This window comes from Herbaspirillum sp. NPDC087042, assembly GCF_044745245.1.
Taxonomy (GTDB): domain Bacteria; phylum Pseudomonadota; class Gammaproteobacteria; order Burkholderiales; family Burkholderiaceae_D; genus Herbaspirillum.
In genome coordinates this window covers 23,075-48,660 of record NZ_JBIUZW010000015.1, presented here as the reverse complement: position 1 = coordinate 48,660, position 25,586 = coordinate 23,075, and the positions used below count along the sequence as shown (strand labels likewise).

Annotated in this window: 22 protein-coding genes and 1 tRNA gene; 7 read left to right on the top strand and 16 right to left on the bottom strand. The window is 64.2% G+C overall.

What is annotated here, in order from left to right:
* Positions 1-426: 426 nt before the first annotated feature.
* Positions 427-2,073, bottom strand: coding sequence for an OFA family MFS transporter (locus ACIPHN_RS19430; protein ID WP_400438846.1), 1,647 nt, complete (start codon positions 2,071-2,073; stop codon positions 427-429).
* 225 nt (positions 2,074-2,298) lie between these two features.
* Between ACIPHN_RS19430 and ACIPHN_RS19425 the strand changes: the two genes are divergently transcribed.
* Both ACIPHN_RS19425 and ACIPHN_RS19420 read left to right on the top strand, forming a co-directional pair.
* Positions 2,299-3,366: a substrate-binding domain-containing protein gene (locus tag ACIPHN_RS19425; protein ID WP_400438843.1), complete on the top strand. Its 1,068-nt coding sequence runs from the start codon at positions 2,299-2,301 to the stop codon at positions 3,364-3,366.
* Positions 3,367-3,487: 121 nt separating this feature from the next.
* The gene (locus ACIPHN_RS19420; RefSeq protein WP_400438840.1) at positions 3,488-4,417 is read left to right on the top strand and encodes a LysR substrate-binding domain-containing protein; all 930 of its coding nucleotides are present in this window, start codon (positions 3,488-3,490) and stop codon (positions 4,415-4,417) included.
* A gap of 10 nt (positions 4,418-4,427) precedes the next feature.
* Here the strand turns inward: ACIPHN_RS19420 and ACIPHN_RS19415 are convergent, their stop codons facing one another.
* A complete protein-coding gene (locus tag ACIPHN_RS19415) occupies positions 4,428-5,342 on the bottom strand; it encodes a LysR family transcriptional regulator (protein WP_400439157.1) in 915 nt (304 codons plus the stop codon).
* Between the two features lie 220 nt (positions 5,343-5,562).
* Here ACIPHN_RS19415 and ACIPHN_RS19410 point away from each other — a divergent pair, with 220 nt between their 5' ends.
* The 4 genes from ACIPHN_RS19410 to ACIPHN_RS19395 all read left to right on the top strand — a co-directional run bounded on the left by ACIPHN_RS19410 (position 5,563) and on the right by ACIPHN_RS19395 (position 8,625).
* Positions 5,563-6,501 (top strand): D-hexose-6-phosphate mutarotase, encoded by a 939-nt coding sequence (locus ACIPHN_RS19410; protein ID WP_400438837.1) that lies wholly within the window; start codon positions 5,563-5,565, stop codon positions 6,499-6,501.
* 160 nt (positions 6,502-6,661) lie between these two features.
* Positions 6,662-7,741: a tartrate dehydrogenase gene (locus tag ACIPHN_RS19405; protein ID WP_400438834.1), complete on the top strand. Its 1,080-nt coding sequence runs from the start codon at positions 6,662-6,664 to the stop codon at positions 7,739-7,741.
* Between the two features lie 295 nt (positions 7,742-8,036).
* Positions 8,037-8,474, top strand: coding sequence for a surface-adhesin E family protein (locus ACIPHN_RS19400; RefSeq protein ID WP_400438831.1), 438 nt, complete (start codon positions 8,037-8,039; stop codon positions 8,472-8,474).
* A gap of 66 nt (positions 8,475-8,540) precedes the next feature.
* Positions 8,541-8,625 (top strand) — tRNA-Leu (locus ACIPHN_RS19395).
* Between the two features lie 125 nt (positions 8,626-8,750).
* Here ACIPHN_RS19395 and ACIPHN_RS19390 read toward each other — a convergent pair.
* From ACIPHN_RS19390 to ACIPHN_RS19345, 10 genes are all read right to left on the bottom strand, one after another.
* Positions 8,751-9,488: a DUF4198 domain-containing protein gene (locus tag ACIPHN_RS19390; RefSeq protein WP_400438829.1), complete on the bottom strand. Its 738-nt coding sequence runs from the start codon at positions 9,486-9,488 to the stop codon at positions 8,751-8,753.
* Positions 9,485-9,973 (bottom strand): GNAT family N-acetyltransferase, encoded by a 489-nt coding sequence (locus ACIPHN_RS19385; protein ID WP_400438826.1) that lies wholly within the window; start codon positions 9,971-9,973, stop codon positions 9,485-9,487. The genes ACIPHN_RS19390 and ACIPHN_RS19385 overlap by 4 nt, the downstream gene beginning before the upstream one ends.
* Before the next feature lie 103 nt (positions 9,974-10,076).
* Positions 10,077-11,483, bottom strand: a complete 1,407-nt coding sequence (locus tag ACIPHN_RS19380; RefSeq protein WP_400438824.1) for an MATE family efflux transporter — start codon at positions 11,481-11,483, stop codon at positions 10,077-10,079.
* On the bottom strand, positions 11,480-12,559 hold the full coding sequence (locus ACIPHN_RS19375) for a cysteine synthase family protein (protein WP_400438821.1): 1,080 nt from the start codon (positions 12,557-12,559) through the stop codon (positions 11,480-11,482). Before ACIPHN_RS19375 ends, ACIPHN_RS19380 begins: the two co-directional genes overlap by 4 nt.
* A gap of 68 nt (positions 12,560-12,627) precedes the next feature.
* Entirely contained in the window at positions 12,628-14,067 is a 1,440-nt protein-coding gene (locus tag ACIPHN_RS19370) for a Y4yA family PLP-dependent enzyme (protein ID WP_400438818.1), read from the bottom strand.
* A 6-nt stretch (positions 14,068-14,073) separates the two neighbouring features.
* Complete coding sequence (locus tag ACIPHN_RS19365) at positions 14,074-15,087, bottom strand: ornithine cyclodeaminase family protein (RefSeq protein ID WP_400438816.1); 1,014 nt, start codon at positions 15,085-15,087, stop codon at positions 14,074-14,076.
* Between the two features lie 33 nt (positions 15,088-15,120).
* Entirely contained in the window at positions 15,121-16,215 is a 1,095-nt protein-coding gene (locus ACIPHN_RS19360) for a TauD/TfdA family dioxygenase (protein ID WP_400438814.1), read from the bottom strand.
* A 175-nt stretch (positions 16,216-16,390) separates the two neighbouring features.
* Positions 16,391-18,754 (bottom strand): TonB-dependent siderophore receptor, encoded by a 2,364-nt coding sequence (locus tag ACIPHN_RS19355; protein ID WP_400438812.1) that lies wholly within the window; start codon positions 18,752-18,754, stop codon positions 16,391-16,393.
* Between the two features lie 85 nt (positions 18,755-18,839).
* Entirely contained in the window at positions 18,840-20,174 is a 1,335-nt protein-coding gene (locus ACIPHN_RS19350; RefSeq protein ID WP_400438809.1) for a sigma-70 family RNA polymerase sigma factor, read from the bottom strand.
* A gap of 437 nt (positions 20,175-20,611) precedes the next feature.
* On the bottom strand, positions 20,612-21,583 hold the full coding sequence (locus ACIPHN_RS19345; RefSeq protein WP_400438806.1) for a LysR family transcriptional regulator: 972 nt from the start codon (positions 21,581-21,583) through the stop codon (positions 20,612-20,614).
* A gap of 107 nt (positions 21,584-21,690) precedes the next feature.
* On the opposite strand from ACIPHN_RS19345, the gene ACIPHN_RS19340 reads away from it, so the two are divergent.
* On the top strand, positions 21,691-22,479 hold the full coding sequence (locus tag ACIPHN_RS19340) for a substrate-binding domain-containing protein (RefSeq protein ID WP_400438803.1): 789 nt from the start codon (positions 21,691-21,693) through the stop codon (positions 22,477-22,479).
* A gap of 48 nt (positions 22,480-22,527) precedes the next feature.
* Here ACIPHN_RS19340 and ACIPHN_RS19335 read toward each other — a convergent pair whose 3' ends face one another.
* Genes ACIPHN_RS19335 through ACIPHN_RS19320 form a run of 4 tightly spaced genes read right to left on the bottom strand, consistent with a single transcriptional unit; the run spans position 22,528 to position 25,562 of the window.
* Positions 22,528-23,202, bottom strand: coding sequence for an amino acid ABC transporter permease (locus tag ACIPHN_RS19335; RefSeq protein WP_400438801.1), 675 nt, complete (start codon positions 23,200-23,202; stop codon positions 22,528-22,530).
* A gap of 12 nt (positions 23,203-23,214) precedes the next feature.
* On the bottom strand, positions 23,215-23,886 hold the full coding sequence (locus ACIPHN_RS19330) for an amino acid ABC transporter permease (protein WP_400439155.1): 672 nt from the start codon (positions 23,884-23,886) through the stop codon (positions 23,215-23,217).
* Positions 23,887-23,893: 7 nt separating this feature from the next.
* Positions 23,894-24,658 (bottom strand): amino acid ABC transporter ATP-binding protein, encoded by a 765-nt coding sequence (locus ACIPHN_RS19325; protein WP_400438799.1) that lies wholly within the window; start codon positions 24,656-24,658, stop codon positions 23,894-23,896.
* Between the two features lie 31 nt (positions 24,659-24,689).
* Entirely contained in the window at positions 24,690-25,562 is an 873-nt protein-coding gene (locus tag ACIPHN_RS19320; RefSeq protein ID WP_400438796.1) for a transporter substrate-binding domain-containing protein, read from the bottom strand.
* Positions 25,563-25,586 lie beyond the last annotated feature (24 nt).

Sequence of the window (25,586 nt, the reverse complement as noted above, 5' to 3'; positions counted from 1 at the left end):
TGCCCTGGTGCAGTCCCGTGATGTCCCTGGGGGGATCTTGTGCGGGCTGCGCAAATATCAGATGAAACGCCAAAAAGCCGCCGCTCCCTAAGGAGGCGCGGCCGGTCCTGGACCAATTCGCAATAGCGCGGGGAAATGCGGCAGCACCGTCTCCGCCCGCCTGGAAGCGGGCACGGCCGTGCGCAATGAAACAGCTGGTCTCCGTTGTTGCATGTTCTCCCTGCCTTCTGGGTTGGTACGAACACTGCGGATGCAGGTGGCTTCCTGACGGATAGCTCTATCCTGCTCCTCTTTTTTGATAGTCGCTGACACAAGCTGCCGGGCCCTGGTCGCCTGGCGGCTTGTGTCAGCGGCTTTCGCCGCTGGGGTAGTTCAGTGTTGCGGCAGGCCGGGTGGAGCCGGCCTGCGCACAACACCAGGTTCCGATCAACGGAACAGCACTGCCGACTTCTGCAACACCAGGGTGATGCCCCAGACCAGCGGGATACCGACGGCCAGCCATGCCAGGCCGATCACCAGCGGATTGCCGCCCGAACCGATCTTGGACATGTCGTCCGAGGACGCCGTGGTCGCCGCTTCAGCCGCCGACTTCTCGTGCGCCAGCTGCTTTTCACGGGCCAGTTCTTCCGGCGTCATGAAATGCTTGGCCGCCACCGGACGGATCAGCAGGTTGCAGATCAGACCCAGCACCAGCATGCCGGCCAGGATGTACATGGTGGTGTTGTACACCTCGTTCTTGGGCATGCCCAGGGACAGTTGGTACTCACGCATGTAGTTCACCACCACCGGGCCCAGGATGCCGGCGGTCGCCCACGCGGTCAGCAGACGACCGTGGATGGCGCCCACCATCTGGGTGCCGAACAGGTCGGCCAGGTAGGCCGGCACGGTGGCGAAACCGCCGCCATACATCGACAGGATGATGCAGACCGCGCCCACGAACAGCGCGACGTTGCCCGACTTGGCCGACCACGGCAGGCTCACGTACAGCACGAAGCCCAGCACGAAGAAGATCGCGTAGGTCATCTTGCGACCGAAGAAGTCCGAGCACGATGCCCAGGCAAAACGGCCACCGATGTTGAACAGCGAGATCAGGCCCGTGAAGCCGGCAGCCAGTGCCGCGATGGCAGCCTTCTGCTCGATCGACAGGTCATTGAAGCCCACGTCCACGCCCAGCAGCTTGCCGCCGAACACTTCCTGCAGCATCGGCGAGGCGATGCCGATGACGCCGATACCGGCCGACACGTTCAGGCAGAGCACCAGCCACACCAGCCAGAACTGGGGAATGCCCCAGACCTTGGAGACGTGCACGTGGTTCTGCGTGATCATGGTCGCGCTGGCCTTGGCCGCCGGCGGGGTCCAGCCGGCCGGCTTCCAGCCCGAAGGCGGGACGCGGTAGCCGAAGGCACCTGCCATCATGAAGACGAAGTAGATGATGGCCATAACGACGAAGGTTTCCCACACGCCCACCGAGGTCGGGGTGGCAAACTTCTTCATCAGCGCATCGGCCAGCGGGGTACCCACCAGCGCACCGCCGCCAAAGCCCATGATGGCCATGCCGGTGGCCATACCGCGACGGTCAGGGAACCACTTGATCAGGGTCGACACCGGCGAGATGTAACCCAGGCCCAGGCCGACGCCACCGATGACGCCGGAGCCGACCCACATCAGCCAGAGCTGGTGGGTCTTCACGCCCAGCGCCGAGATGAGCAAGCCGCCGCACCAGCAGATGGCAGCCACCACACCGGCCTTGCGGGGACCGGCGTGTTCCAGCCAGCCGCCCCAGATGGCGGCCGAGATGCCCAGCAGGACGAAGAACATCGTATACATCCAGCCCAGCATGGAGATCTTCCAGTCACAGGTGGACGAGAAGATCTGGGCGAAGAAACCGACGTCAGCGGCGCAGGCAATGGGCGATGTCACGCCCAGAGCCTTGGACAAAGGCAGCCAGAACACGGAAAATCCGTATGCCATGCCGATGCAAAGGTGGATTGCGAGTGCTGCTGGGGGGACCAGCCAGCGATTGAAGCCAGGCTTGGCGACTGTATGTTCCTTGTTCAGGAAATCGAAAGCCATTCATTCCTCCGAATTATTTGATGTGTGATGTGGGGGTAAATCGAAGGAAAGATTGCATTGCAAAGCCCAGTAGAACCGGCTCGTGAAGCCGGCCCATCTTTGCGACGCTATCCTTCTCTTTTATTTATATATGTACAACACCGCATATATTTTTTATCATTTATGCGGAGTGACGCGAAATTATCACCGATAACCGGGTGCATCAATATGCTTTATTTTTCCTAAATGTATAAAGTACACATCAAACCGCACTGGGAAATTGCCTACGACAACGAGGCGCCGCTGGACACGGCCAACCTGCTGATGTTGCTCACCGGCATCCAGCAGAGCGGCTCCATCGCGCGTGCGGCGCAATTGACGCGTTACTCCTATCGCCATGCCTGGGGTCTGTTGCGCGATGCCGAACGCATCTTTGGCAACAGCCTGATCGACAGCGGCCGTGGTCGCGGCACCACACTGACCGACTTCGCCAGCAAGTTGTTATGGGCCGATCGCCTGGTGACGGCGCGCCTGTCCCCCACGCTGGACAGCCTGGCCTCCGAGCTGGAGGTGGAACTGGGCAAGACGGTGGAAGGCAAGTCGGAAACCGTGCGCCTGAACGCCAGCCATGGCTTTGCCGTGGCCGCCCTGCTGGGCCAGATCAACGAGGCGCGTTTGCCGGTGGAAGTACGCTATCGCCACAGCACCGACGCGGTGGCCGCGCTGTCGCGCCAGGAGTGCGACCTGGCGGGCTTCCATGTCCCGCTGGGAGAATTCGAGAAACCGGCCATCGCCAATTACGCCAAGTGGCTCAACAAGCGCAGCGATTGCCTGATCCACCTGGCCATCCGCAACCAGGGCCTGTTCGTCGAACCGGGCAATCCCAAGAACCTGCGCGGCCTGGCCGACCTGGCCCGCCCCGACCTGCGCTTCGTGAACCGTGAAGCCGGCTCGGGCACGCGCATGCTGCTTGAACTGATGCTGGCCGGCGCCGGCATCGACCACAAGAAGATCAACGGTTTCGAGAACACCGAATTCACCCACTCGGCCGTGGCGGCCTTCATCGCCAGCGGCATGGCCGACGTCGGCTTCGGCGTGCAGACGGCGTCGCATCGTTTCGGCCTGGACTTCATCCCGCTGGTACGCGAACGCTATTTCTTCGCACTGCCGGCCGGCTCCCTGCAGGATCCGCTGATCCGTGCCGTCATCGACATCCTGCAGTCGGAGTCCTTCCGCAAGGTCGTCAACGGCCTGGCCGGCTACGATGCCACCGACACCGGCAAGATCCTGACGCTCAAGGAAGCCTTCGGCTGATCCATGTCCGCCTCCCCTGCCCGCGGCCACGCTTGTGGACAGGGGGCGATCAGGCTACACTCCCGCCCCTGATGCGCAGCCGCCCTGGCTGCGCATTGCCTTTTTCCAGCCTGCTCGCTTCATGAATCCCGCCGCTCTCTCTGCCCTCGATGCCCTCGACGTCCGCCTGCTGAACCTGCTCGATGCCGTCCTCGACGAAGCCCACCTGGCGCGCGCCGCCGCGCGCGTGGGCTGGTCGCTACCGGCGGCGGCCAGCGCCCTGGAGCGCTGCCGCCAGGTCTTGCGCGATCCGCTGCTGGAAGATGGTGGTCAGCAGATGCAACTCACCGCCGCCGCCCAGGCTCTGCGCACCCCGGTGCGCGAGGCCCTGGCGGCCAGCGGCCTGCAGCAGCAGCCCGTCACGCTGGCCCAGCGCGCGCAGCGCGTGCGCATCCTCATGCCCGACTACCCGGCGCAAGTGGTGGCGCACACCCTGTATCAGGAACTGGCCGCCGAGGCGCCCCTGCTGGAAATCGAATTCCAGCCCTGGCAGGGCGATGCGCAAGCCGCTGCCAGCCTGGAGCGTGGCGATACCGAACTGCTGCTGGGCGCCATGCAACCCACCAATACGGTGCGTGGCCGCGAAGTGCTGCAGGAACGCTGCGTGGTGGCGATGCGGCGCGACCATCCGGCCGCGCATCAGCTGACCTTGCGCCGCTGGCTGGACTTCCCGCACCTTCAGGTCTCTTGCCACGACACGCTCAACCGCATGCTCGACGAGCAGTTGTCGGCCCAGGGCCTGCAACGCCGCATCGGCATGGTGATCCCGAATTTCCTGATGGCGCCGGCGCTGCTGCAAGGCTCGGACCTGATCGCCGTCATGCCCATGCATTGCGTACCGGCCGCCACCGCTGCCCATCCGGTGGAGCTGGCCTGCCTGCGTCCGCCACTGCCGCTGGATGCGCCGCCACTGCGCCTGCTGCAGCATCGCCGCCACGCCGACGACGCCGCCGTAGCCCATGTGGCGCTGGCGCTGGAACGCATCGTGCGCCAGCGCCTGGCCGGCCGCTGATCAGGCAGCGCTAGACCGTCAAGGGCGGCGCGCTCACATCCAGGTGCTTCTGCAGGAAGCGCACGCACTCCCGCACCTTGGCCGAATTCTTCAATTGCAGGGGATAGACCGCGCACAGGTCGGCCTCCTGGTAATACTGCGGCAGCACGCGCACCAGCCGGCCGCGCTTCAAGCTGTCGGCCACATCCCAGATCGAGCGCAGGATGATGCCGTGGCCATCGACGGCCCACTGGTGGATGATCTCGCCGTGGTTGGAGGCCAGTGTCCCCGAGACCTTGACCGTCTCCTGGCCCTTGGGTCCGGCCATGCGCCAGATGCCGAAGGACTGGTTGCGCTCGCGGATCACCAGGCACTGATGCTGGCGCAGCGCCGCCAGGTCGGCCGGTGCACCATGCTTCTTCAGGTAGGCCGGACTGGCGCATAGCACGCGCTGGCTGGGCAGGATGCGCTTGGAAAACAGATGCGGCTCATGCCCCGCCCCCACCCGGATATCCAGGTCTATCCCCTCATTGACCAGGTCGATCTGCCGATCCACCAGCTCCAGCTGTATCTTCAGCTCCGGATGCTCGGCGGCAAAACGCGAGAGCAGCGGTGAGACGAACTTGCGCCCCAGCCCGAAACTGGTACTGATCTTGAGCAGGCCGCGCGGCACCCGCTTGGCGCTGCTGACGGTTTCCATCATCTGCTCGATATCATCGAGGATCTTGCGCGCCCACTCATGGACGTTGCCGCCCTCCTCGGTCATGACCACGCTGCGCGTGGTGCGGTGGAACAGCCGCACGCCCAGCGCCTGCTCCAGCAGGGCGATGCGCTTGCTGATATAGGCCGGCGATGCCCCCACCTCGCGCGCCGACTCGGCAAAGTTGCTATGGCGTGCCACCACGCAAAACAGGCGCAGGTCTTCCAGCAAAGGCGAATTATTCACGATTCGTAGCCATTTCATTCAACGATCCGTGGATTATAGCCAGAGCCGGCGCAATGCGAGTTTGTCGTTTTGATATCGACCAGTGCAAGGTACAGGCGACGCACCGGCAAATCCCCCACAATGAGCGGAAATGTGGCAGGCTTGCGCTATTGCAAGAATCCCGCAATCAGCCCGTATTCATTGTTGTACCGTTCTATACCGTTTCTTTGGAGTCACCGGCATGAGCATCATCGAGGAGCAAGAGGTCCCGCCAGAGGTCCCGCATATCCAACGTATCGAGGTCAACCAGTTGCAATGCCTGCGCGTGCAGACCGCACGTGCCGAGCTGTTGATCGCCGAACAGGGCGCACAGGTACTGCGCTACCAGGTGTTCGGCCAGGAGCCGCTGATCTGGATGAGCGAGGAAGCCGCCTTCGAGGCCGGCAACTCGGTGCGCGGCGGCATCCCGGTCTGCTGGCCCTGGTTCGGCGACCTCATGCGCAATCCGCCGGAGGTCCAGGCCCTGCATTCCGGCGGCCGTCTGCCGGCACATGGCCTGGTGCGTGGCATCGACTGGCTGCTGATGGAAAACGCCATCGAAGGCGACACCGTGCGCCTGGTGCTGTCCATCCCGCCCGTCCATGAATCGCCCAGCCTGCGCCACCTGCCGCCGGGACTGGCGCTGCGCCTGGAGATCCTGCTCGACGACCGCCTGCACCTCAAGCTCACCACCCGCAACGACAGCGAGCAGCATGTGGCGCTGTCCCAGGCCCTGCATAGCTACTTTGCCGTCAGCAGCATCCACAACGTCACCGTCGATGGCCTGGAAGGCTGCCGCTACATCGAGACCCTGGAAGGCTGGGCCGAGCGCGAACAGAAGCGTCCCCTGGTCATCAGCAGCGAAACCGACCGCATCTACCTCGACCTGCCGCCGCAACTGGCCATCCGCGACGACGGCTGGAACCGCCGCATCTTCCTCGAATCCAGCGGCTCGACCTCGGCCGTGGTCTGGAATCCCTGGGCCAGCAAGGCGCGCCGGCTGTCGCAGTTTGCCGATGACGCCTGGCAACGCATGCTCTGCATCGAGACCGCCAATGTAATGGAAGACCTGGTGGAGCTGGAACCCGGCGCCGAACACAGCATGGGCGTGACCCTGTGGAGCGAGCCGCTGGGTAACTGACTAAGGCCTTCGCAGGCCAAGGCACTGCGCAGTCGGCAGTGCCTTTTCATTGCCCTGATTATTCACGGATCGTGTTTTATAGAATCACCACTGCGTGCATGATCGAACAGGCGATGCGCTTTATCATGACCCAGGTTTCCCCTACTCCAGGAGCACAGAGATGAGCAAGACGCACAAGATCGCCGTTATCGCCGGTGACGGCATTGGTCAGGAAGTGATGCCCGAAGGCTTGCGCGCGGTCGAGGCCGCCAGCAAGAAGTTCGGCATCGATATCGAATTCACCCACTTCGACTGGGCGCACTGCGGCTACTACGCCCAGCACGGCAAGATGATGCCCGACGACTGGTTCGAACAGCTCAAGGGCTTCGAAGCCATCTTCTTCGGCGCGGTCGGCTGGCCAGCCACGGTACCCGACCACGTCTCGCTGTGGGGCTCGCTGCTGAAGTTCCGTCGCGACTTCGACCTCTACGTCAACCTGCGCCCGGTGCGCCTGATGCCGGGCGTCCCCTGCCCGCTGGCCAACCGCAAGCCGGGCGACATCGATTTCTACGTGGTGCGCGAGAACACCGAGGGTGAATACTCCTCCATCGGTGGCCGCATGTACGAAGGCACCGAGCGCGAGACCGTGATCCAGGAATCGGTTTTCAGCCGCAAGGGCACCGACCGCATCCTCAAGTTTGCCTTCGACCTGGCGCAAAGCCGCCCCAAGAAGCACCTGACCTCGGCCACCAAGTCCAACGGCATCGCCATCACCATGCCCTACTGGGATGAGCGCGTCGAAGCCATGGGCGCCAAGTATCCCGACGTGCGTCGCGACAAGTACCACATCGACATCCTGACCGCTCACTTCGTGCTGAACCCCGACCGCTTCGACGTGGTGGTGGCCTCCAACCTGTTCGGCGACATCCTCTCCGACCTGGGCCCGGCCTGCGCCGGTACCATCGGCATTGCGCCCTCGGCCAACATCAACCCCACGCGCGAGCTGCCCTCGCTGTTCGAACCGGTGCACGGCTCGGCCCCCGACATCTTCGGCAAGAACATCGCCAACCCGGTGGCCGCCATCTGGTCCGGCGCGATGATGCTGGACTTCCTGGGCAATGGCGAAGGCAAGTACCGCCAGGCGCACGATGCCATGCTGGCCGCCATCGAGCAGGTATTGGTGCAAGGTCCGACCACGCCCGACCTGGGCGGCAAGAGCAACACCACCGAAGTGGGCAAGGCCATCGCAGCGGCGATCTGATCGTCGCCCTCGCCTGCCGTTGAAGTGCCGCATGAAAGTGCCGCATGGCCCGCCCGATCAAGGCGGGCCATTTTTTCATGCGTTGCCGCCATGACCATTTGCAGCGGGCATGTTAGGATTGCCGCACCTCAATTTTTCGCGTTCCGCAGGTTGGACATGGCTGCAAGGCTGCGCTCGATAGAGCACCGGATGATGGCTGAACTGCTCTTCTGGAGCATCACGCTGATACTGCTGCTGGAAGACGATGTCGCCATGCTGGCCATGATGATGAGCTGACGCGAGGCACTGCCCCGATATGGATCGACCGTTTTTCCCCTCCCCCGCGCGCCGCATGGTGATGCTGCTGACGACCTTGCTGGCCGCGACCTGTGTGCCGGCGCATGCCGAATGGTCGCCGCTGGGCGACAACAGCATCGGCAGCTTCTTCGTCGACAAGGACAGCGTGGTGGTCACCCGCAATATCCGCCAGGCGCAGATCCTGCTGAACTGGAACCGACCGCAGCTGCTGATGGGCCAGGGCAGCAAGACCTATTACCTCTCCGAGGTCTCGACGGCCTATTTCGATTGCAGCAATCGCCAGCTCGGCTTCGGCAGTCGCAAGATGTATGCGCAGGCCGACGGTCGCGGGCAATTGCTGCTGGCCCCGCAACTGGCCTATGCCGACGTCAAGCTGCAGGACCCCATCCCCGGCTCCACGGGCGAGCGCGCCATCGAAGCGGTATGCGGAAAATAATTTCCCCGATTGCATGAAAGGGCTTGCCCCGTAAAACGAAATCGGCAATAATCACCGGCTCGCGTCGCCGGGATGGCGGAATAGGTAGACGCACGGGACTCAAAATCCCGCGCCGCAAGGCGTGCCGGTTCGATTCCGGCTCCCGGCACCATCAGAAAGAATACGCACCCACATGGGTGCGTTTTTCTTTGGGCCTCAGGAAAATCCAGCCAAGGATCGCAAGCCCCGGCATCGAACGCGGCCACGCTTCGACACCTGGGTTACATCAAGCACGCCTCAATCCTCGTGCGGGAAGGTAAACGCCAGCGTCGCCGCATAGCCATCTTCATCCGCCTCGGTACGATCGATACGCCTGACCGTATGCGAGACCTTGATGACGTTCAAGCCCGCATTGTGGATCCTGAACGCGACCTGCCCCTGCCGGTCAGTCTTCTCGCTGCGCACCTTGGTATCGCCCGTATAGTCGGTCGCTACCTGCACACCCGCTAGCGGCTTGCCCTGGAACAGCACCTGCACGCGCAGCGATTTACCCTTCTTCGATGTCAGCGGATCGTCCAGCGCAATGATCTGCAACGGAAAATCCGTCGCACTCAATGTCGTGGCAGTGGGCTTGTATCCGGGGGCCAGTATGGTCTGTGTGTACATCTGGTAAAAGCCACCATGCCTGGCACCAGCCACCGCCGACTTCGGACCCGACAGCCACTTCCCGTTCGCATCCTGGCTCCAGTAGCCATCCTCGAAACTGGCGGCGATGGCCTTGGCGCCGGCTGCCGGTTCGAGGATCACATTGCGTTGCTGCGGCCGGATCCTGATGGTGCTCTGCGTCCCATCGGCGGCCAGTGCGATGACCTTCTTCACCGCCTCCGGCTGATAGGCGTCGTCCACGCCGTTTTCTCCCAGCACCAGCGCCCACTCACCCGTGCGCTGGGCCACCCAGACGCCGTGGGCGTGGGCCGTTGCGGTGCCTGCGATCCCGGCGACGGCCAGGGCAATGGCGAAACACTTGTTGTTCATGGTCGATCCTCTTTCATGGAAACGGGTATAGGTGCGTCCGCCGGGGCCAGCATGTCCACATGCGCAATGCCGGTGTCGTCATACAGGTCGCCGACTCTGACGAAGCCCAGGCGCTGGTAGAAGCGCTCCAGCCGCGCCTGGGCGCTGATGCGTATTGCCATGCCCGGATACAGCGCCGCGCTGCGTGCCAGCGCCTGTTTCATCAGGGCCTCGCCAATGCCCTTGCCGCGCAGCGACAAGGCGACGATCACGCGGCCTATCGAGGGCTCGGCATAGCGAACGCCCGGCGGCAGGATGCGCGCATAGGCCACCAGCTCACCCTGGCCGTCATAGCCCAGACCGTGCAGGCAGGCCGGGTCGAATCCGTCGGCGTCGAGATAGAGGCATTCCTGTTCAATGACGAAAACCTGCTGGCGCAGGTGGATGGCGTCATACAACTGTTCCAGCGAGAGTTCATCGAAGGTCTTCCAAAGCCAGTGGAGCATGGGTATTTCCTGATAAATGGTTGGGGCGCTTGTGCCGCCCGGTCAATCGTCGTAACACTTACGGCCGCTCGGGGCGTGCCTGACATCGCGCCTGGCGTTGGCCTTACTGCGCCAATTCATAATCTTCAACATGGATGCCGGCTGTACGCTGTGCGATCAGGCGATGGAAGCGGATGACCAGTTGCGCTGCCGTCACGACCAGCCCCAGCGTCAGCCCCAGCCACACCCCGGTGGCGCCCAGGCCGAGCCAGTGACCCAGCAGCCATGCGCCGGGCAGGCCGACGGCCCAATAGCCGATCAGCGTCATCACGAACGACGATCCGGTTTCGCCAGCGCCGCGCAGGATGCCGATGCCGATGTTCTGTGCGCAGTCAAAGACCTGCAGCACGGCGGCCAGCAAGATCAGCTTGCCTGCGATGAGCAGCACGGCCTCGTTGCCGGCACCGGTGTCGCGCAGGAAGGCCGCCAGCACCAGTCGCGGCGCGGCGACATAGAACAGGCCGACCAGCGCCATGCAGGCCACTCCCATGCCCAGTCCGGTGTAGCCGTAGCGGCGCGAGGTGGCAATATCGCCCTGCGCCCAGGTGCGGCTGATGCAGATCGAGGTGGCATGCGAGAGGCCAACCGAGATCATGAACACGATATACACCGCCTGGTTCACCACCGTATGCGCGGCCAGCGCATCGGCCCCCAGCGAGCCCAGCAGCAGCGCGATGACAGCGAAGAAGCCGGCCTCCGAGCCGTAGGTGGCCGCCACCGGCAAGCCCATCTTCCAGGTGCGCAGGAGCGCCTGCGCTGAGGTTTTCCAGATACGCACCGACAGCAGGCGTGCAAGCGCAGGGTCGCGGCGGACGACCAGCAGCAGCATCACGAAGGAAAAAAGATGGACGATGGTCGATGACAGTGCGATGCCCGCCAATCCCATGCCAGCCATGCCGAATGCACCTGTCGTCAGCACATAGTTCAGCGCGATGTTGACCGCCACGGCGGCCAGCGTGATCGCCAGCAGCGGTCCCGGCCGTCGCAACCCGACCGTGAAGTTGCGCAGGGCCTGGAACCACAGCAGCGGCAAGATGCCGGGCGCGGCGGCAAACAGGTAATCGGCCGTGCGTGCCACCACGGTCGCGTCCTGCCCCATCCAGCGCAAGGCATGGCCGGCGCCCAGCATCAGCGCCCAGAATACCAGGCCGGCCAGTGTCGCGATGGTGAAGCTGGCGCGCACCATGTCACGCACGTCGGCGGCGGCACGTGGTGATTCCAGCCCGGCGGCGGCGGCCGTCGCCACCAGGTTGCCGGTAGGCGTGACCAGACCGACGCCGGTAGTGCGCAGCAAATTGAACACCGCCAGCGCCAGCCCGCCGGCGGCGATATCCAGCGGACCGAGCCAGCCCATCATGACCACACCGGTGGTCGACAGCGCCACCTGCGCGAACTGGGTCAGGATCAGCGGCACGGCCAGCGCACCGATGTGCGTGACATCGGCCTTCAACAGCGACGGCGAGAAACTCATGCGCGCTCCGCCGCTTGCCCCGTGAGCTGCGCCAGCATGCCATCCAGTTCCACGCCGACGGAGGCATCGATGAGATCGCGCTCATTCATCCAGTCGTCATTGAAGACGGTATCGAGATACTTCTCACCGCCATCGCAGATCAGGACGACGAAGGTGCTGCCCGGCGGTGCCGTCTCGATGCGCTTGATGGCCTGATAGAGCACGCCGCCGCCGGAGCCGCCGACCAGCAGCGCATACTTGCGGGCGACGTAGCGCGCGGTATTGAAGGCTTGCCGGTCGGAGACCTTGAGCCCTTCATCCAGCAGCTCGTAGTCGACCAGCGCACCGATCTCGGCGCCCGGTGGTGTGCCGGTGCCGGACTGGTAGTAGGGACCGCCGGGACCACCGAAGGCGATCGAGCCTTCCGGCTCGATGCCGATGGTACGCAGCAGCGGCAGCCGGCTCTTCAGTGCGCGGGCCGTGCCGAACAGCGAGCCGCCGGTACCGACCGCGCCGATCAGGTGGGTGATATCGCGGCCCAGCGCATCCAGCAATTCCTCGGCGACATAGGTGTAGCCGTTGCCATTGGCGGGATTGTTGTGCTGCTCGGTCCAGTAGGCGCCCTGCTCGGCCGCGATCCTCTCGGCCAGCGCTTCGCGGTCGGCGGTGGCCAGTGAGTCGCCACCGTCCTCGTTGACATAGATCAGTTCGGCGCCGAAGGCCTGCATGGCGCGCAGCTTGTCCTTGGCGGCGTGATGATCGACCACCGCGGTGAAGCGATAGCCGCGCTCGGCCGCCAGCAAGGCCAGACCCATGCCGGTATTGCCCGAGGTCGATTCGATGACCCAGCCGCCTGGTGCCAGCAAGCCCTGCTGTTCAGCCTCGTCCAGCATCTGGCGCGCCATGCGGATCTTGGCGCTGCCGGTGGGATTGTTCTGCTCCAGCTTGAGCAGGATGCGACTGCCGAAGCGCGTGCGCAGCAGTTCCAGCAGCGGTGTGCCGCCGATCAGTTGCGAAACGCGGTTGACGACACCGGCGGCATGCCGGCGCTCCGGTGCGGCGATGGTGGACAAGACCTGCGGGGATTGACGATCCATGGTGTGACTCCTTCGGGGGTAAGGAAGAGGTGTGGAAAGAGATGCGGAAAGAGGTGTGGCAACGGGCACTAGGCGAAATCGGCGTGTGGACGGCTGTCCAGGCGCCAGCATGGCTGGCCCTGGTGCATCGTGATGACGACCTTGGCTGGCAGCGGCAAATCGTGGAACGGCGATTCGTTGGAATCCATCTGGTAGCCGGCCGTATTGAGGTAGACCAGCAGATCCCCGCACAAGGGCGTCTGAGGGAAGCGGATCTTGCGCCAGCTCACCATGTCGCTGTCGAGGCAACTGGCGCCCCCCACGCAAGCGGCATAGGGTTCGCCGGCCCGTTCCTGGCGCGGCAGCAGCAGCGGATCGGGAATGTATTCGCTGTTGAACCACTGCTCGGAGAGACTGAAGCTGGTGCCGCCCACGGTGACGATGCCGTAGTCCGGCCCGGTATCGGCATCGGCGTCGCCGTGCCGGTGCTTCACGCTCTGGATCTCGAAGGCGGTGAAGCCGGCCTGGTCGAGCAAGGCCCGGCCCGGCTCCAGCAGCAGGCGGATGTCGTGCTCGCGCAGGCGCAATGCCAGCGCGCGGCCGCCGTCGGCGTGGGCCAGGATCGCCGAGAGCATCTCGGCGCCGGGAGCGGCGCTGTAGTAGGGATAGAAATCGTCGAAGCACTTGCCGGCATGGTAGTGGCGCGGTTGCTGTTGCTGCAGGAAATCTGACCAGTGCCCCGCATCGACGTAACGCACCGCGAAGCCGCCGCCGATATTGATCGTCGTGCAGAGCGCCAGACCACGGCGGCGGGCATCGAGGCAGGCATCGATCATGCGGTGCGCCTCGTCCGCGCGCGCGGCGATGCTGTAGCCGGAGAGATGGAAGGAGAAGCCCTCCATGTCAATCACATCGCGATGCGCCAGGCACAATTGCAGCGCCGCCTCGCGCTCCTCGGGCGACATCCCGAAGCGGCTGCGCGGCTGGCTGGCTGGACGGCAGCGCAACAGCACCCGTCCCCGGCAGCCGCCGATGAGCGCCTCCACGGTTTGCCGGGCTTGTGCCACGAAGGCGCGCAATTCTTCCACGCTGTCGATGGCCACCAGGCAGCGCTGGCGCAAGGCCAGCGCCAGCAGTGCCGGATGCTTGCCGGGGCCGGTGATGCCGATGTGCGCGCCGGGTACGCCGCACCCCAGTGCCTGCTCGGCCTCCTGCAGGCTGGCGGCATCGATGCCGATGCCCAGCCCCGGGCATTGCTGGACGAAACTGCGACCCTTATTGGCCTTCTTGGCGAACAGCACAAAGCCGCTCACGCCGGCCTCGCCCAGTGCACGCTTGAACTGCCGGGCATTGTCGGCGAACACCTCGGGCAACAACACATGCAGGGTGCTGCCCAGGCCGTGGCTGAGCTGGCGCAGCAGGTCGCTATGCTGGCCGATCAGTTGCGCCGTGAGCGGATGCTGCAGTGCCGGCACCTGTGGCAATGCAAGGGGGGTGGCGCCGAGCGCCTCATCGTGGAGTCGGTCCATGCGGGCTCACCAGAGGCGGATGGTCTGGCCCAGTTGCTGGGCGCGGGCACGTTCGGCGAACAGCCGGCCGAGCGCGATATCGGTGATGATCATGCCGCTGTTGTAGGCGAAGATGCGCTGGTCATCGTGCGCGCGCCCCGGCCGCTTGCCGGCCAGGATGTCGGGCAGTTCAGCGTCGATCGCCGGCAACGCGCCATCGGCGTCGGCCAGATCGGTGCCGGTCACGCGCATCTGGGCCTCGCTGGTGGCCACGCGGAAATCCGCCTGGTGCAGCAGTTCGGCGTGCAGACCGTAGCCGACCAGGATCGTCAGGGCACCGGGCTTGAGCGCGGTACGGCGCACCACCCCGTAGGATTTTTCCGAGGCTGGACCGGCCGCACCGATGATGATATCGGCGGCACGGGCCGAGCGTTCCAGGTCGCCGGAGACTTCGATGTCGCGCTCCGGGTAGTGCGCGCGCAGGCGTTCCCGGGCGGCGGCGATGCCCTCTTCATGGCTGCCGTGGATGATCAGCCGGTCCAGCTGTGGCATCGCGGCCACGAGGAAGGGAAAGGCGTTCTGCCCCTGTACGCCGCTGCCGATCACCAGTGCGGTCCTGGCGTCGCTACGGGCGCAACTGCGTGCCAGCAGGGCCGATGCCGCCGGCGTACGCAAGGCGCCCACCAGGCTGCAATCCATCAGCGCGATGGGCAGGCCGGTGCGATCGTCATACAGCAGCAGCGAGGTGTAGTACTTCTGCTGCGACGCGTCTTCGTTGACATTGAATTTATAGGATGTCTTGAAGGCCACGGTCTGCCGCTCGCCGTCGCGGCCCAGCATCGAGTACGCCAGCGAGTGGCCGTCGTCGGGCTTGGCGGTGAGCTTGCGCGGATTGGCCGATAGTCCGGCGGCATAGGCCTGATAGGCCGCTTCGACGGTGTCCAGCACTTCGGACAGCGAATAGCGTAGCCCCGCCAGGTCTTGCTTGTTGAGGATGCAGAGGGCGCCAGTGTCGCCGTCGCCTGCATGGATGGTAGCCATGGTATCTCCGTGAAGTAGAGGGATGCGGGCCGTTCAGACGATGTGACGACCGATGGCGTTTTCGCGATAGGGCAGCGAACCGCGCAGGTTGAGGGTGAGGTTGACGCGACGCAGCCAGCGATGGCGCGGACCGTAGTTGGGCTGGTAGATCGAGCGGCCATGCACGGCGCGCTTGTTGTCGATCCACAGCATGTCGCCGGGCTGCATGATGACTGCGGCCTGGTGCGCGTCGAACTGGCGCAGCAGCCAATCTAGTGCATCAGCGGCTTCCTGGTCGCCGGGCAGTGCCTGCATGAAGGCTTCGTCGACCTGGATGAAAGGCTGCTCGCGCGCGCCCGACAAGGCCGGCACCGGTTGCGGATCGGCATGCATGCGGCGGATGTGCGCGAAGGCATGATCGTCCAGACGCCAGTGCTCGCTGATGTTCTGGTCCGGCAGATGCGATTTGTCGGGCAGGATGACGAAGCGCGGCGCGGCCAGTACCGCCCATTTTTCATCCGGGATGTGCAGGTCACCGATATAGGAAAGGATGGTCTGCGCGCGTTCTTCGTTGCGATAGCAGAAGATCGACAGGAAATCGCAGCGCAGCGCATGGAAGGCCTCTTCGTTATGCCATACCAGCGTGGTGCTGCTGCTGCCGCCCAGCTGTTCGTTGCGCTCCTTGTCGATGGGGACGATGTGGCGCAGGAAGCGACCATTCTCCTGTGTGCGCCAGCCGAAGATATCGCCCAGCGCCGCCGAGATCAGGCATTGCGCAATCTCTTCGCGCAGGCTGGGCGGGTTGCGCCAGGGCGCGTCCCAGTGCGCCGGCGAAGGACCGATGCGCGCATCATCGACCGGCACGCCACTGAGCAGCACCGCGCCGCACGGCAGGTGCAGATACTTGAAGCGATGCGCCAGTTCGCGCAGGCTGCGCGGCAATTGCTGGGCCGAGAGACTGCAGGCATCGGCGAATTCGGGCGTCTCGACGCTGCCGAAACTCTGTTCCAGCTCATCGACGATGCGGGTGATGGCGGTCCATTCGAGCGGCGTCAGGCGATGCCGGTAAATGGAAGAAGAAATGGCCGGCAGCGGTGAAGCCGCCGGTCCGGTTGCAGGGGGAGTGGTATGAGCGAGCGCAAGTGCCATGCTGCCTTCCTTATCTGGTCCGGGTTGAACGGGAGAGGGTCGCGCATGCTGGCAAGGGCTGGCGGGCGATGGACGCGTCCTCTCCCTGGCGGGAGGAGAACGCGATACTGCTGTTGCCTGAAACGCCTGGCGCGGCCAGACCGGGTCGGACCAGCACAAGCCGCCGCCAGGCGGACTACATATCGACCTGGGCGCTGAGGAACATGGTGCGCGGCTTGCCGGCCCAGGCGCCATTGATGTCGGCGTCGCCGGCCGCCCAGTAGCGCTTGTCGAGCAGGTTCTGCACGGTCAGGCCGAAGGTGGTCTTGTAGCCGCCGATGCGAGTGGCGTAGCGCGCGCCGGTATCGAAGCGCGTGTAGCCGCCCATCCAGGCCGTGTTCTGCGTATTGAGCGGACGACGACCGACGTAGTACAGGCCGCCGTTGAGGTTCAGGCCCTCGATGGCCGCTACCCGGTAATCGAGGAACACGCTGCCTTGCAGCTTGGGGACATCGGCGATCTGCTTGCCGGCCACGGTCGGATCGGCCGGGTTGTCGGCCTTGGTCTGCAGATAGGCCAGGCCGGTCACCACCGACAGCTGCTTGTTGATACGGCCATTGGCCGTCAGCTCGACGCCGGTATGGCGCTGCACGCCGCCCTGCACGGTGAAGCGGTCGGCGTTGACATACTGCAGCGTCTTCTCCAGGCGGAACACCGCGCCAGTGAGCATCAGCTCCGGCGTGAGACCGTACTTGACGCCGGTTTCGTATTGCTTGGTCTTCAGCGGCGGCAGGTTCTCGCCGGCGTTGTTGGTGTCGTAGCCGGCCGGGCCGGGCTGCTCGAAACCTTCCGCATAGCTGAGATAGGTCGACAGGTTCGGCAGGATCTTGTAGGTCACCGCCGCCGAGGGCGCATTGATGCTGGCGCTCTGCGAGGTGTTCTTGCCCGAGGCCGGCATGCTGTCGTTCTTGTAGCGCACGTGACGCAGGCCCAGCATCAGGTCCCAGCGATCCGAGAGCGACATCAGGTCGCTGATGAAGACGCTGGGCTGATAGTTCTTGGACGTGTTGTGATTGGGGTAGCTCAGGTTGGACGGTGCTGCCGTGTAGACCGGATTGTAGATGTTGCCCACCGTGTCACTGAGCACCGCGAACCCCGACTCGATCGCCTGGAAATTGCGGGTGGAAAAGCCGGTCACCAACTGGTGCTTGACGCCCATCGTGGCGAAATCGCCCGACACATAGGTATCGGTCGAGATCACGCGAAAGCTCTGGTTGGGGTTGTAGTAGATGTCGCCCGAGAGGATATTGCCGTTGGTGGCGACGTTGTACACGTCAGGGAAGGCCGCCACGCGGCCGTTGTACGACTGTGCGGCGCGGGTGGTCAGCTTCCAGCTGTCGTTGATGCGGTATTGCAGGTCGGCGCCGATGTTGAAGGTGCGTGTTTCATATTGCAGCCAGGGCTGGCCCAGCAGCGTGCGCGGATCGATGCTGCTGATGGAGGGCAGCTGGCCGTTGAGATAAGGGCCGATCGAGGGTTGTGCCGCGATCTTGCGCTCCTGGTAGTCGAAGTTGGCGCGCACCAGCAGGTCGGGATTGATGGCCCAGTCGAAGGCGCCGCTGACGAAGTCGCGCGAGGTATCGCCGTTGTGATGGAAATCGCCATTGCGTTCGCGCGCGACGTTGAAACGATAGCCGAAGCGGCCATCGTCGAGCGGGCCGCCGGTATCGAGCGCGACATAGGTGCCGCCGTTATCGCGCAGCGAGGTCTTGATGCTGGTGAAGCGATCCTTGGTCGGGCGCTTGATGGCGTAATTGATCGTGCCGCCCGGCGAGTTGATGCCATAGAGGAAGCCCGACGGCCCCTTCAGCAGGTCGATCTGCTCGATGTTTTCCAGCGGGATCTCATAGTAGGGGGCCACCGACAGACCGTCGCGTCGCACGGTATTGGTCCAGTCGGAAAAGTAACCGCGGATACGCACCATTTCATAGGCGCCGGCCTGCGTGGCGTCCTGCACCGACGGATCATTCTTGAGCACGTCCATCATCGTGCGCGACTCTTGCGTATCGATCAGTTCGCTGGAGTAGGACTGCACCGAGAACGGCAACTCTTCCGGCTTCTTGTAGCCGAGCGCGCCGACGTTGACGCCATCGGTGGCGAACAGCGAGGGACGCGAGCTGCTCACGCCGACGTCCGGCAGGCGATCGGCCACCGCGCTCTTGCCGCTGATGATGGCATAGCCACCGGCACCGGTGGGATGCACCTCCAGGCCACTCTGCTCCAGCAGGCGCTGCAGCGCTTCATCGACGGTCAGCGAACCCTTGATGGCCGGCGCCTGGCGCTTCTCGGCAATGTCGGTGGAAAACACGATGGGCTTGCCCGACTGCCGCGCCAGCGAGCGCAGGGCATTGTCCAGGCGCTGCGCCGGGATATCCAGTTCCACCGGCGCAGATTGGCCCCAGGCCAGCGCGGCCAGCGACATGCCCACGGCGAACACGCAGGATCTGAGTTTGAAAGTACGACGAGAGGAACGGCCTGCCCCCGCAATGGCACCACGCATGAACTACTCCTATAAAAGTGATTGTTGTTTATAGGAGTTACCGAAATCAGATCGGTCTCTGGGAACCTCTAAATAAAAATTATTTTTATTTAGACGGATTCCTGGCCGCAACCGGATTGGCCGCGATGACAACGGTGTGCGCGCCGCGCCTGACCGTCACCGGCAGGATCGTCGGCAGCACGCGCAGCAGGTCATCCACGTCCTTGATGTCATATTCGCCGGACAGGCGCAGCTCGCCGATGCGCGCATCCGACAGCAGGATGGGCTGCGCCAGGTAGCGCTGCATGTCGCGCACCGCCTCGCGTAGTGGCGTGCCGTTGAAGTAGAGCTTGCCGCGCCGCCATGCGCCGTTCTGGTCGGCGTCCAGATCGGGCAAGCGCTCCAGTTGTCCACCACGGGAGTACACCGCCTGATTGGCCAGCAGCACCTGCGCCTGGCCGTCATCGCTGCGCACTTCCACGGCGCCCTGCTGCACGCTCACGCGCGCGCCGTCTTCCAGGTTGCGTACATCGAACACGGTACCGATATCGGTCACCGTCGTGCGATGGGCCTGGACCACGAAGGAGCGATAGGTATGGGCCACGTCGAACCCGGCCTCGCCACGCAGCAATGTCATGCGGCGCGAGAACAGGCGCGACTCGACCCGCACTTCGCTATCGGTATTGAGATGGATGCGGCTGCCATCGGCCATGGTGATGGTGGAGGTCTCGCCGACGGCGGTGGCGACCTGGCGTGTGTCGTAGGCCGGATCGACCAGCCACGCCGTCCCGGAGCACAGCAGCAGCATCGCGGTCATGGTGGCGATGCCGCGCACCACACGGCGCTTGGCGGCCCCGCGCGCGATGCTGGCCCCCGACGGCAGGCGTGCGGCCAATGGCTCGCGCAGCGCGGCACCGCCGATATCGTCCTGGGCGCCAAACCACACCGGCCGGATCGCCGACATTGCCCGCTCCATATGCTTGACCACCATCTTGCGCGAGATGCCCAGGGTCGTCGCCACCTCATCCTGCGACAGCTCTTCCAGCTTGTGCAGCACGAAGACTTCCCGGCAGCGCGGCGGCAGGTCGCTGATGACGTTTTCGAGCGCGTCGACCAGTTGCTTGCCGCGCAGGACTTCCTCGCCATCGATATGGTGCTGGCTGATGTCGGGTACGGCATCCACCGATTCCTGCCACTGGTTGCGGCTGTTGGCCGCACGCTGCAGATCGATGGCCTTGCAGGTCGAGATGTGTTTCAGCAGCGCCAGCGGCGTCCCCTCCTGCTCACGCGGACGGGCATTGACCACATGCACATACACCTCGTGGACCACCTCATGGGCAAAGTTCTTGTCGCCGAAACGACGGCGCACATGATCGACCAGCTCGTCGTAGTGGCGCATCAGGGCATCCAGCAGAGGCAGATTCTGAGAGTCTTCGCGCATACCGTCGCCATTGATGGAGGAGGGAGCGGCAAATTATAGATGATAATGATTTTTATTTGATATTTTCTTCGAGAAAGCGGCATCGTGATATTTCTGCTGCCGGCAGTATCATTTTTCCTGAAGCGCCTATATAATCGCTCCCTCTTCGGAATTTGCCACCCCGGCAACGCCACCAGAACCATGGCGCGGGCAGGCAAAAAATGCGCTGAAAACCGCATACCGATACGAAAATCAGAAAACAAAGGCCTTCGCACAAGAAGGCCTTTTTTTATGGGCCGCGCTCTTGCAAACTATTTGCGCAAACGGCCCGGGAAGCCCGTCCTTACTGAAAACTTATCCCCGATTTATGTGCATAAATTTGTGGATAACTCATTTTCCCGACGCGCAAGCGGCACATCGGCGTGCCCTCCCAATAAACCGCACAAAAAATAGGCAGTTCAGCCAGGATCGGGGCGCGATCGTCGCCGGCCCGCATTCCGACCTACATTCCGACCCACATTCCGGCCCACATCCCGGCCCATGATCGCATCACGCAGCGCCTGGGCCAGCGTGGCCGCCGCCGGGTGGAGTACCCGCCCCTTCAGGCTGATCAAGCCCATGGCCCGGCTCAGGACCGGGCTGGTCACCGGGCGCGCCACGATACCCTGGTAGGGTGCGTTGCGGATCGCCAGCTCCGGCAACAGGGCCACCCCCAGGCCGGCGGCGACCAGGCTGATGGCGCCGGCCACGTGGTTGGTCTCGTACTGGATGACCGGTCGCTGCGGTACGCGGGCGAAGGCGTTGTCGATCAGGCTGCGGTTACCGCTGCTGGACGATACCGAGACCAGCTTTTCGCCGGCCAGCGCTTTCCAGTTCAGGGTGCCGTGCGCGGCCAGTGGATGATGGGCCGGCATGACCGCCAGGTAACGCTCGCGGGTCAGTTCCTCGAAATCGATCTCGGCTTCCTGCGCGCCGATGAAGTTGATACCGAAATCAGCCTCGCCCTTGCGCACACTCTCCAGTACGTCGGCCGCATTCTCATCGATGATGCGTACCCGCACCTCGGGGTGGCTGCGCGCATAGGGCTTCAGTACCAGCGGCAGCAGGTTGTTGGCGACCGAGGGGACGCAGGCCACCGTCACATGCTGGCGGCGCTGCGCCATGCCCTGCTCCACGCTCCTGACGGCCAGCTCCAGTTCTTCCATCACCGCCTGTGCATGTACCAGCAGCAACTCGCCGGCCGGTGTCAGCGAGACGCGTCGCGTGGTACGGTCGAACAGGCGTTCCTGCAATGCCTGCTCAAGGTTCTCGATGCGCCTGCTCAGCGCCGGCTGGGTGATGAACAAGCCCTCGGCGGCCGCCCGGAAACTCGACTGGCGTGCCACGGCAATGAAGGCCTGCAATGCCGCGGTCTCGATATTGATGCGCATTTGTTATTAATCCCAAGATTAAATGCAATTAACTTTTCAAAGGATACTCCGCAAACTATCGGGTCCCATTCCAAACCTCGAATTAAAAACGCCAATCGGAGATCCATATGAAAAATATCCTCACGCATTCCCTCATCCAGCGCAGCGTGCTGGCCCTGCTCATCGGCGCCGCCAGCAGCCTGGCCACCGCCGCCGATCTCCACGTGGTCAGCTCGGGGGGATTTGCCGCTGCCTACAAGGCACTGGCCCCGGACTTCGAAAAGAAGACCGGCCACAAGCTCATTTCGGGCTGGGGTCCATCCATGGGCGAGACCCCGCAGGCCATTCCCAACCGCCTGCAACGTGGTGAGCACATCGATGTGGTGATCATGGTCGGCGATTCGCTGGACAAGCTGGTGGCCGAGGGCAAGGTATCCCGTTCCGAGCACAGGCTGCTGGCGCTCTCGCGCATCGGCCTGGCGGTCAAGGCCGGTGCGCCCAGGCCCGATATCTCCACGCTCGATGCCTTCAAGCGCACGCTGCTGACGGCGCACTCGGTGGTCTATTCGGATAGTGCCAGTGGCGTGTTCCTCTCCACCAAGCTGTTCAAGCGCCTGGGGATCGACCAGCAGATGGCCTACAAGGGCCGCATGATTCCGGCCGAGCCGGTGGGTGAAGTGGTGGCGCGTGGCGAGGCCGAGGTCGGCCTGCAACAGATTTCCGAACTCAAGCCGATCAAGGGTATCGACATCATCGGCCCCATTCCCGAAAGCGCGCAGCAGCTCACGCCGTTCTCGGTGGGCGTGGTGGTCGGCACCAGGGAGCCGCAGGCAGCCCGGGAACTGCTGCAGTACCTGGCCTCGCCGGAAGCCGAGGCGGCCATCAAGGCATCCGGCCTGGACCCGGCACCGCGCTGATCAGCGACCAGACCAGCGGCCAGACCAGCACGCCGGCTGGCCGCAAGCTCAGTGCAGCGCCCGGCCGCGATGCTCCAGTCGCGACAGCCAGCGCACCAGCGGCAGCAGCAGGATCAGGTAGAGCACGGCGGCCAGCACGATGGGCGAGGGATTGTAGACCAGCGACTGGGCGTCGCGCGCCACCCGCAGCAGTTCCGGCAGGGCCACCACGCTGGCGATGGTGGTCAGCTTGATGACCTCGATGCAGTTGCCCACCAGGTCGGGCAGCGCATTGCGCACCGCCTGCGGCACCACCACATGGGCCAGCGCCTGCCAGCGTGTGAGGCCGGTGGAGCGCGCGGCTTCCATCTGGCCGGAAGGCACGCTCTCGATAGCGGCGCGCAGCACCTCGGCGAAATAGCTGGAATTATTGAACATGAAGCCCAGCGCCACTGCCAGCAACTTGGGCAACTCCAGCCCCAGGAAGGGTGCGCCGAAGTAGATCAGGATCAGCAGCACCAGCGGCGGGAAGGAACGGAAGAAGTCCACATACACCGCCACCGCGATGCGCACCGTGCGCGAGCCGCTCTGCGTGGACAGCAGCGCCAGCACCATGCCCGAGACCACGCCGATGGGGATGACCAGCAGCGACAGCCACACCGTGGTCCAGAGTCCACCCAGCAGGAAGGGCAGCACCTGGCGATAGACTTCCAGATTGAAAAAGTTCTGCAACAAGGCATCCATGATCGCCCTCTCCTATCGTTTCCAGCGCCAGCGTGTTTCCAGCCAGCGCGCAAACAGCACCACCGGAATGAAGATCACCAGGTAGGCCAGCGCGCCCAGCATCAGCGGCGTGGGATTGCCGGCATTGCTGCTGGCGGCCTGGGCGGTATTGAGGATCTCGGACAAGGCCACCACCGAGCCCAGCGCCGTGTTCTTGGTGATCGAGATGACGCGATTGGTCAGCGCCGGGACGGCCATGCGCAGTGCCTGCGGCAGGATCACCGCGCGCATGGTCTGGCCCCACGACAGGCCGGTGGAGCGCGCCGCCTCGCCCTGCCCGCGCGGCAAGGCGGCGATGCCGGCCCAGATGCTCTCTTCGGCATAGGCCGCCAGCACCAGCGTCAGGGCCAGCCAGGTGGCGGTGAACGAGGACATCGCCAGGTCGATGTAGGGAAAGGCGAAGAACAGCACGATGATGATGATCAGCGGCGGCAAGGCCCGCATCACGTCGGCAAAGGCCACCACCAGGAACACCGGCAGGCGACGGCCGGTGGCGCGCACCACCGCCAGCAGCAGGCCCAGCAAGAGACCGGCGGCAATCACCGCCAGGCTCAGCAACACGGTCACGCCCATGCCGTTGAGGATGTCGCGCCAGTAGCGCGCGGCGATCTCGGCATTGAAGAAGGTAAAGAGGAATTGCTGCATGGCGCTCTCAGGCGTGGCCGGCATGGCCAGCATGACCAGCGTAACGGCTGACAAAGGCCTTGGTACGTGCATGCTGGGGCGCGCCGAAGATCTGCTCGGGCGGCCCCTCCTCGACGATCACGCCGCCATCCATGAACACCACGCGATCAGCCGCCGCACGGGCGAAGGCCATCTCGTGGGTCACCACCAGCATGGTCATGCCGGATTCACGCAGCTCGCGCATCACCTGCAAGACGCTGCCCACCAGCTCCGGATCGAGCGCGCTGGTGGGTTCGTCGAAGAGCATCACCTTGGGTTCGAGCGCGATGCCACGGGCAATGCCCACGCGCTGCTGCTGGCCGCCGGAGAGCTGGCCGGGATAGCTGTCCGCCTTGGCCAGCATGCCCACCTGCTCCAGTGCCCGGCGCGCGCGCTTCTCGGCCTCGGCATGCGAGTGGCCCTGCACCTTCTTCAGGGCCAGCATCACATTGCCCAGCACGCTCAGGTGCGGATAGAGATTGAACTGCTGGAACACCATGCCGATCTTCTGGCGCACCGCGTTGAGGTCGGTGCGCGCATGCATGATATCCACGCCATCCACCACGATCTGGCCGGCGCTGGGCTCTTCCAGCCGGTTACAGCAACGCAGCATGGTGCTCTTGCCCGAGCCGGACGGGCCGATCACGCAGATCAGCTGGCCGGCGCGCACGCGCAGGTCGATGCCACGCAGGACCGTGTTGCCTTCATAGGACTTGTGCAGGCCGACGATTTCGAGGATGGGGGCAGCGTTCATGGGTCTATCGCTTTCGCAGTACGGTCGCTGCTCAGTTGCACTTCAGGGTGACCGGAGTCGGATCATAGCCATCCAGGCCGGGCACGCCCTGGCCCACGCCGACCTTGACCACGGTGGCGTCCGCAGCCGGGGTATAGCCGAACCACTTCTGCGCAATCTTGCCCAGCGTGCCGTCCTGCTTCATGCATTTGAGGGCCATGCCAGCGGCGTCGCGGCCGGCCTTGTCATCCAGGCGGAAGGCCAGCGCCCAGACCAGGCCGGTCTTGACGGTGTAGGTGGTCTGCACGGCCGGGTTCTGCTTGGCGGCCCAGGCAGCCACGGTGCTACCGGCCAGGTTGGCATCGGCACGGCCCGATTGCACTGCCTGCACGGCATCGGCGTTGTTGCCGTAGACGTCGTACTTGAAGCCGTACTTGGCCGCATTGTCGTGGGCCCACAGTTCATAGGCAGAGCCCTTGTTGACCGACACGGTCTTGCCCTTCAGGTCGTCCAGCGCCTTGATCGGCGTGCCGCCCTTCTTGATGACGAAGGTGTAGTCGGTATCGAGATAGCCTTCGGTGAAGAGCATGGCCTTGGCACGCTCGGGCGTGGCGGTTACCGGTGCCAACACGAAGTCGTACTTCTTGGCGTTCAAACCCGGGACCAGGCCGGAGAATTCGGTGCCTTCGATGTCGATCTTGCGGCCCAGGCGGCGCGCCAGTTCTTCGCCGAGGTCGATGTTGAAGCCTTGCAGGCCGCCGCCCAGCTTGACCATGGCGTGCGGTGCGAAGGTGGCATCCACGCCGGTGCGCAGCGGGCCGCCCTGGGCCATGACGCCGGCCGACAGCAGGGAGCTGGCCGCCACGGCCACCAGCAGGGAACACTTCAGGGAGAACTTGGACGGCAGGGCCAGGAACGGAAACATTGCATCACTCCTCAGTGTGGGTGG

Excerpts from the sequence above, each read along its gene's own strand:
- ACIPHN_RS19430 (WP_400438846.1), bottom strand. The coding sequence starts at position 2,073 with ATGGCTTTCGATTTCCTGAACAAGGAACATACAGTCGCCAAGCCTGGC.
- ACIPHN_RS19425 (WP_400438843.1), top strand. The coding sequence starts at position 2,299 with ATGTATAAAGTACACATCAAACCGCACTGGGAAATTGCCTACGACAAC.
- ACIPHN_RS19420 (WP_400438840.1), top strand. The coding sequence starts at position 3,488 with ATGAATCCCGCCGCTCTCTCTGCCCTCGATGCCCTCGACGTCCGCCTG.
- ACIPHN_RS19410 (WP_400438837.1), top strand. The coding sequence starts at position 5,563 with ATGAGCATCATCGAGGAGCAAGAGGTCCCGCCAGAGGTCCCGCATATC.
- ACIPHN_RS19405 (WP_400438834.1), top strand. The coding sequence starts at position 6,662 with ATGAGCAAGACGCACAAGATCGCCGTTATCGCCGGTGACGGCATTGGT.
- ACIPHN_RS19400 (WP_400438831.1), top strand. The coding sequence starts at position 8,037 with ATGGATCGACCGTTTTTCCCCTCCCCCGCGCGCCGCATGGTGATGCTG.
- ACIPHN_RS19390 (WP_400438829.1), bottom strand. The coding sequence starts at position 9,488 with ATGAACAACAAGTGTTTCGCCATTGCCCTGGCCGTCGCCGGGATCGCA.
- ACIPHN_RS19385 (WP_400438826.1), bottom strand. The coding sequence starts at position 9,973 with ATGCTCCACTGGCTTTGGAAGACCTTCGATGAACTCTCGCTGGAACAG.
- ACIPHN_RS19380 (WP_400438824.1), bottom strand. The coding sequence starts at position 11,483 with ATGAGTTTCTCGCCGTCGCTGTTGAAGGCCGATGTCACGCACATCGGT.
- ACIPHN_RS19375 (WP_400438821.1), bottom strand. The coding sequence starts at position 12,559 with ATGGATCGTCAATCCCCGCAGGTCTTGTCCACCATCGCCGCACCGGAG.
- ACIPHN_RS19370 (WP_400438818.1), bottom strand. The coding sequence starts at position 14,067 with ATGGACCGACTCCACGATGAGGCGCTCGGCGCCACCCCCCTTGCATTG.
- ACIPHN_RS19365 (WP_400438816.1), bottom strand. The coding sequence starts at position 15,087 with ATGGCTACCATCCATGCAGGCGACGGCGACACTGGCGCCCTCTGCATC.
- ACIPHN_RS19360 (WP_400438814.1), bottom strand. The coding sequence starts at position 16,215 with ATGGCACTTGCGCTCGCTCATACCACTCCCCCTGCAACCGGACCGGCG.
- ACIPHN_RS19355 (WP_400438812.1), bottom strand. The coding sequence starts at position 18,754 with ATGCGTGGTGCCATTGCGGGGGCAGGCCGTTCCTCTCGTCGTACTTTC.
- ACIPHN_RS19350 (WP_400438809.1), bottom strand. The coding sequence starts at position 20,174 with ATGCGCGAAGACTCTCAGAATCTGCCTCTGCTGGATGCCCTGATGCGC.
- ACIPHN_RS19345 (WP_400438806.1), bottom strand. The coding sequence starts at position 21,583 with ATGCGCATCAATATCGAGACCGCGGCATTGCAGGCCTTCATTGCCGTG.
- ACIPHN_RS19340 (WP_400438803.1), top strand. The coding sequence starts at position 21,691 with ATGAAAAATATCCTCACGCATTCCCTCATCCAGCGCAGCGTGCTGGCC.
- ACIPHN_RS19335 (WP_400438801.1), bottom strand. The coding sequence starts at position 23,202 with ATGGATGCCTTGTTGCAGAACTTTTTCAATCTGGAAGTCTATCGCCAG.
- ACIPHN_RS19330 (WP_400439155.1), bottom strand. The coding sequence starts at position 23,886 with ATGCAGCAATTCCTCTTTACCTTCTTCAATGCCGAGATCGCCGCGCGC.
- ACIPHN_RS19325 (WP_400438799.1), bottom strand. The coding sequence starts at position 24,658 with ATGAACGCTGCCCCCATCCTCGAAATCGTCGGCCTGCACAAGTCCTAT.
- ACIPHN_RS19320 (WP_400438796.1), bottom strand. The coding sequence starts at position 25,562 with ATGTTTCCGTTCCTGGCCCTGCCGTCCAAGTTCTCCCTGAAGTGTTCC.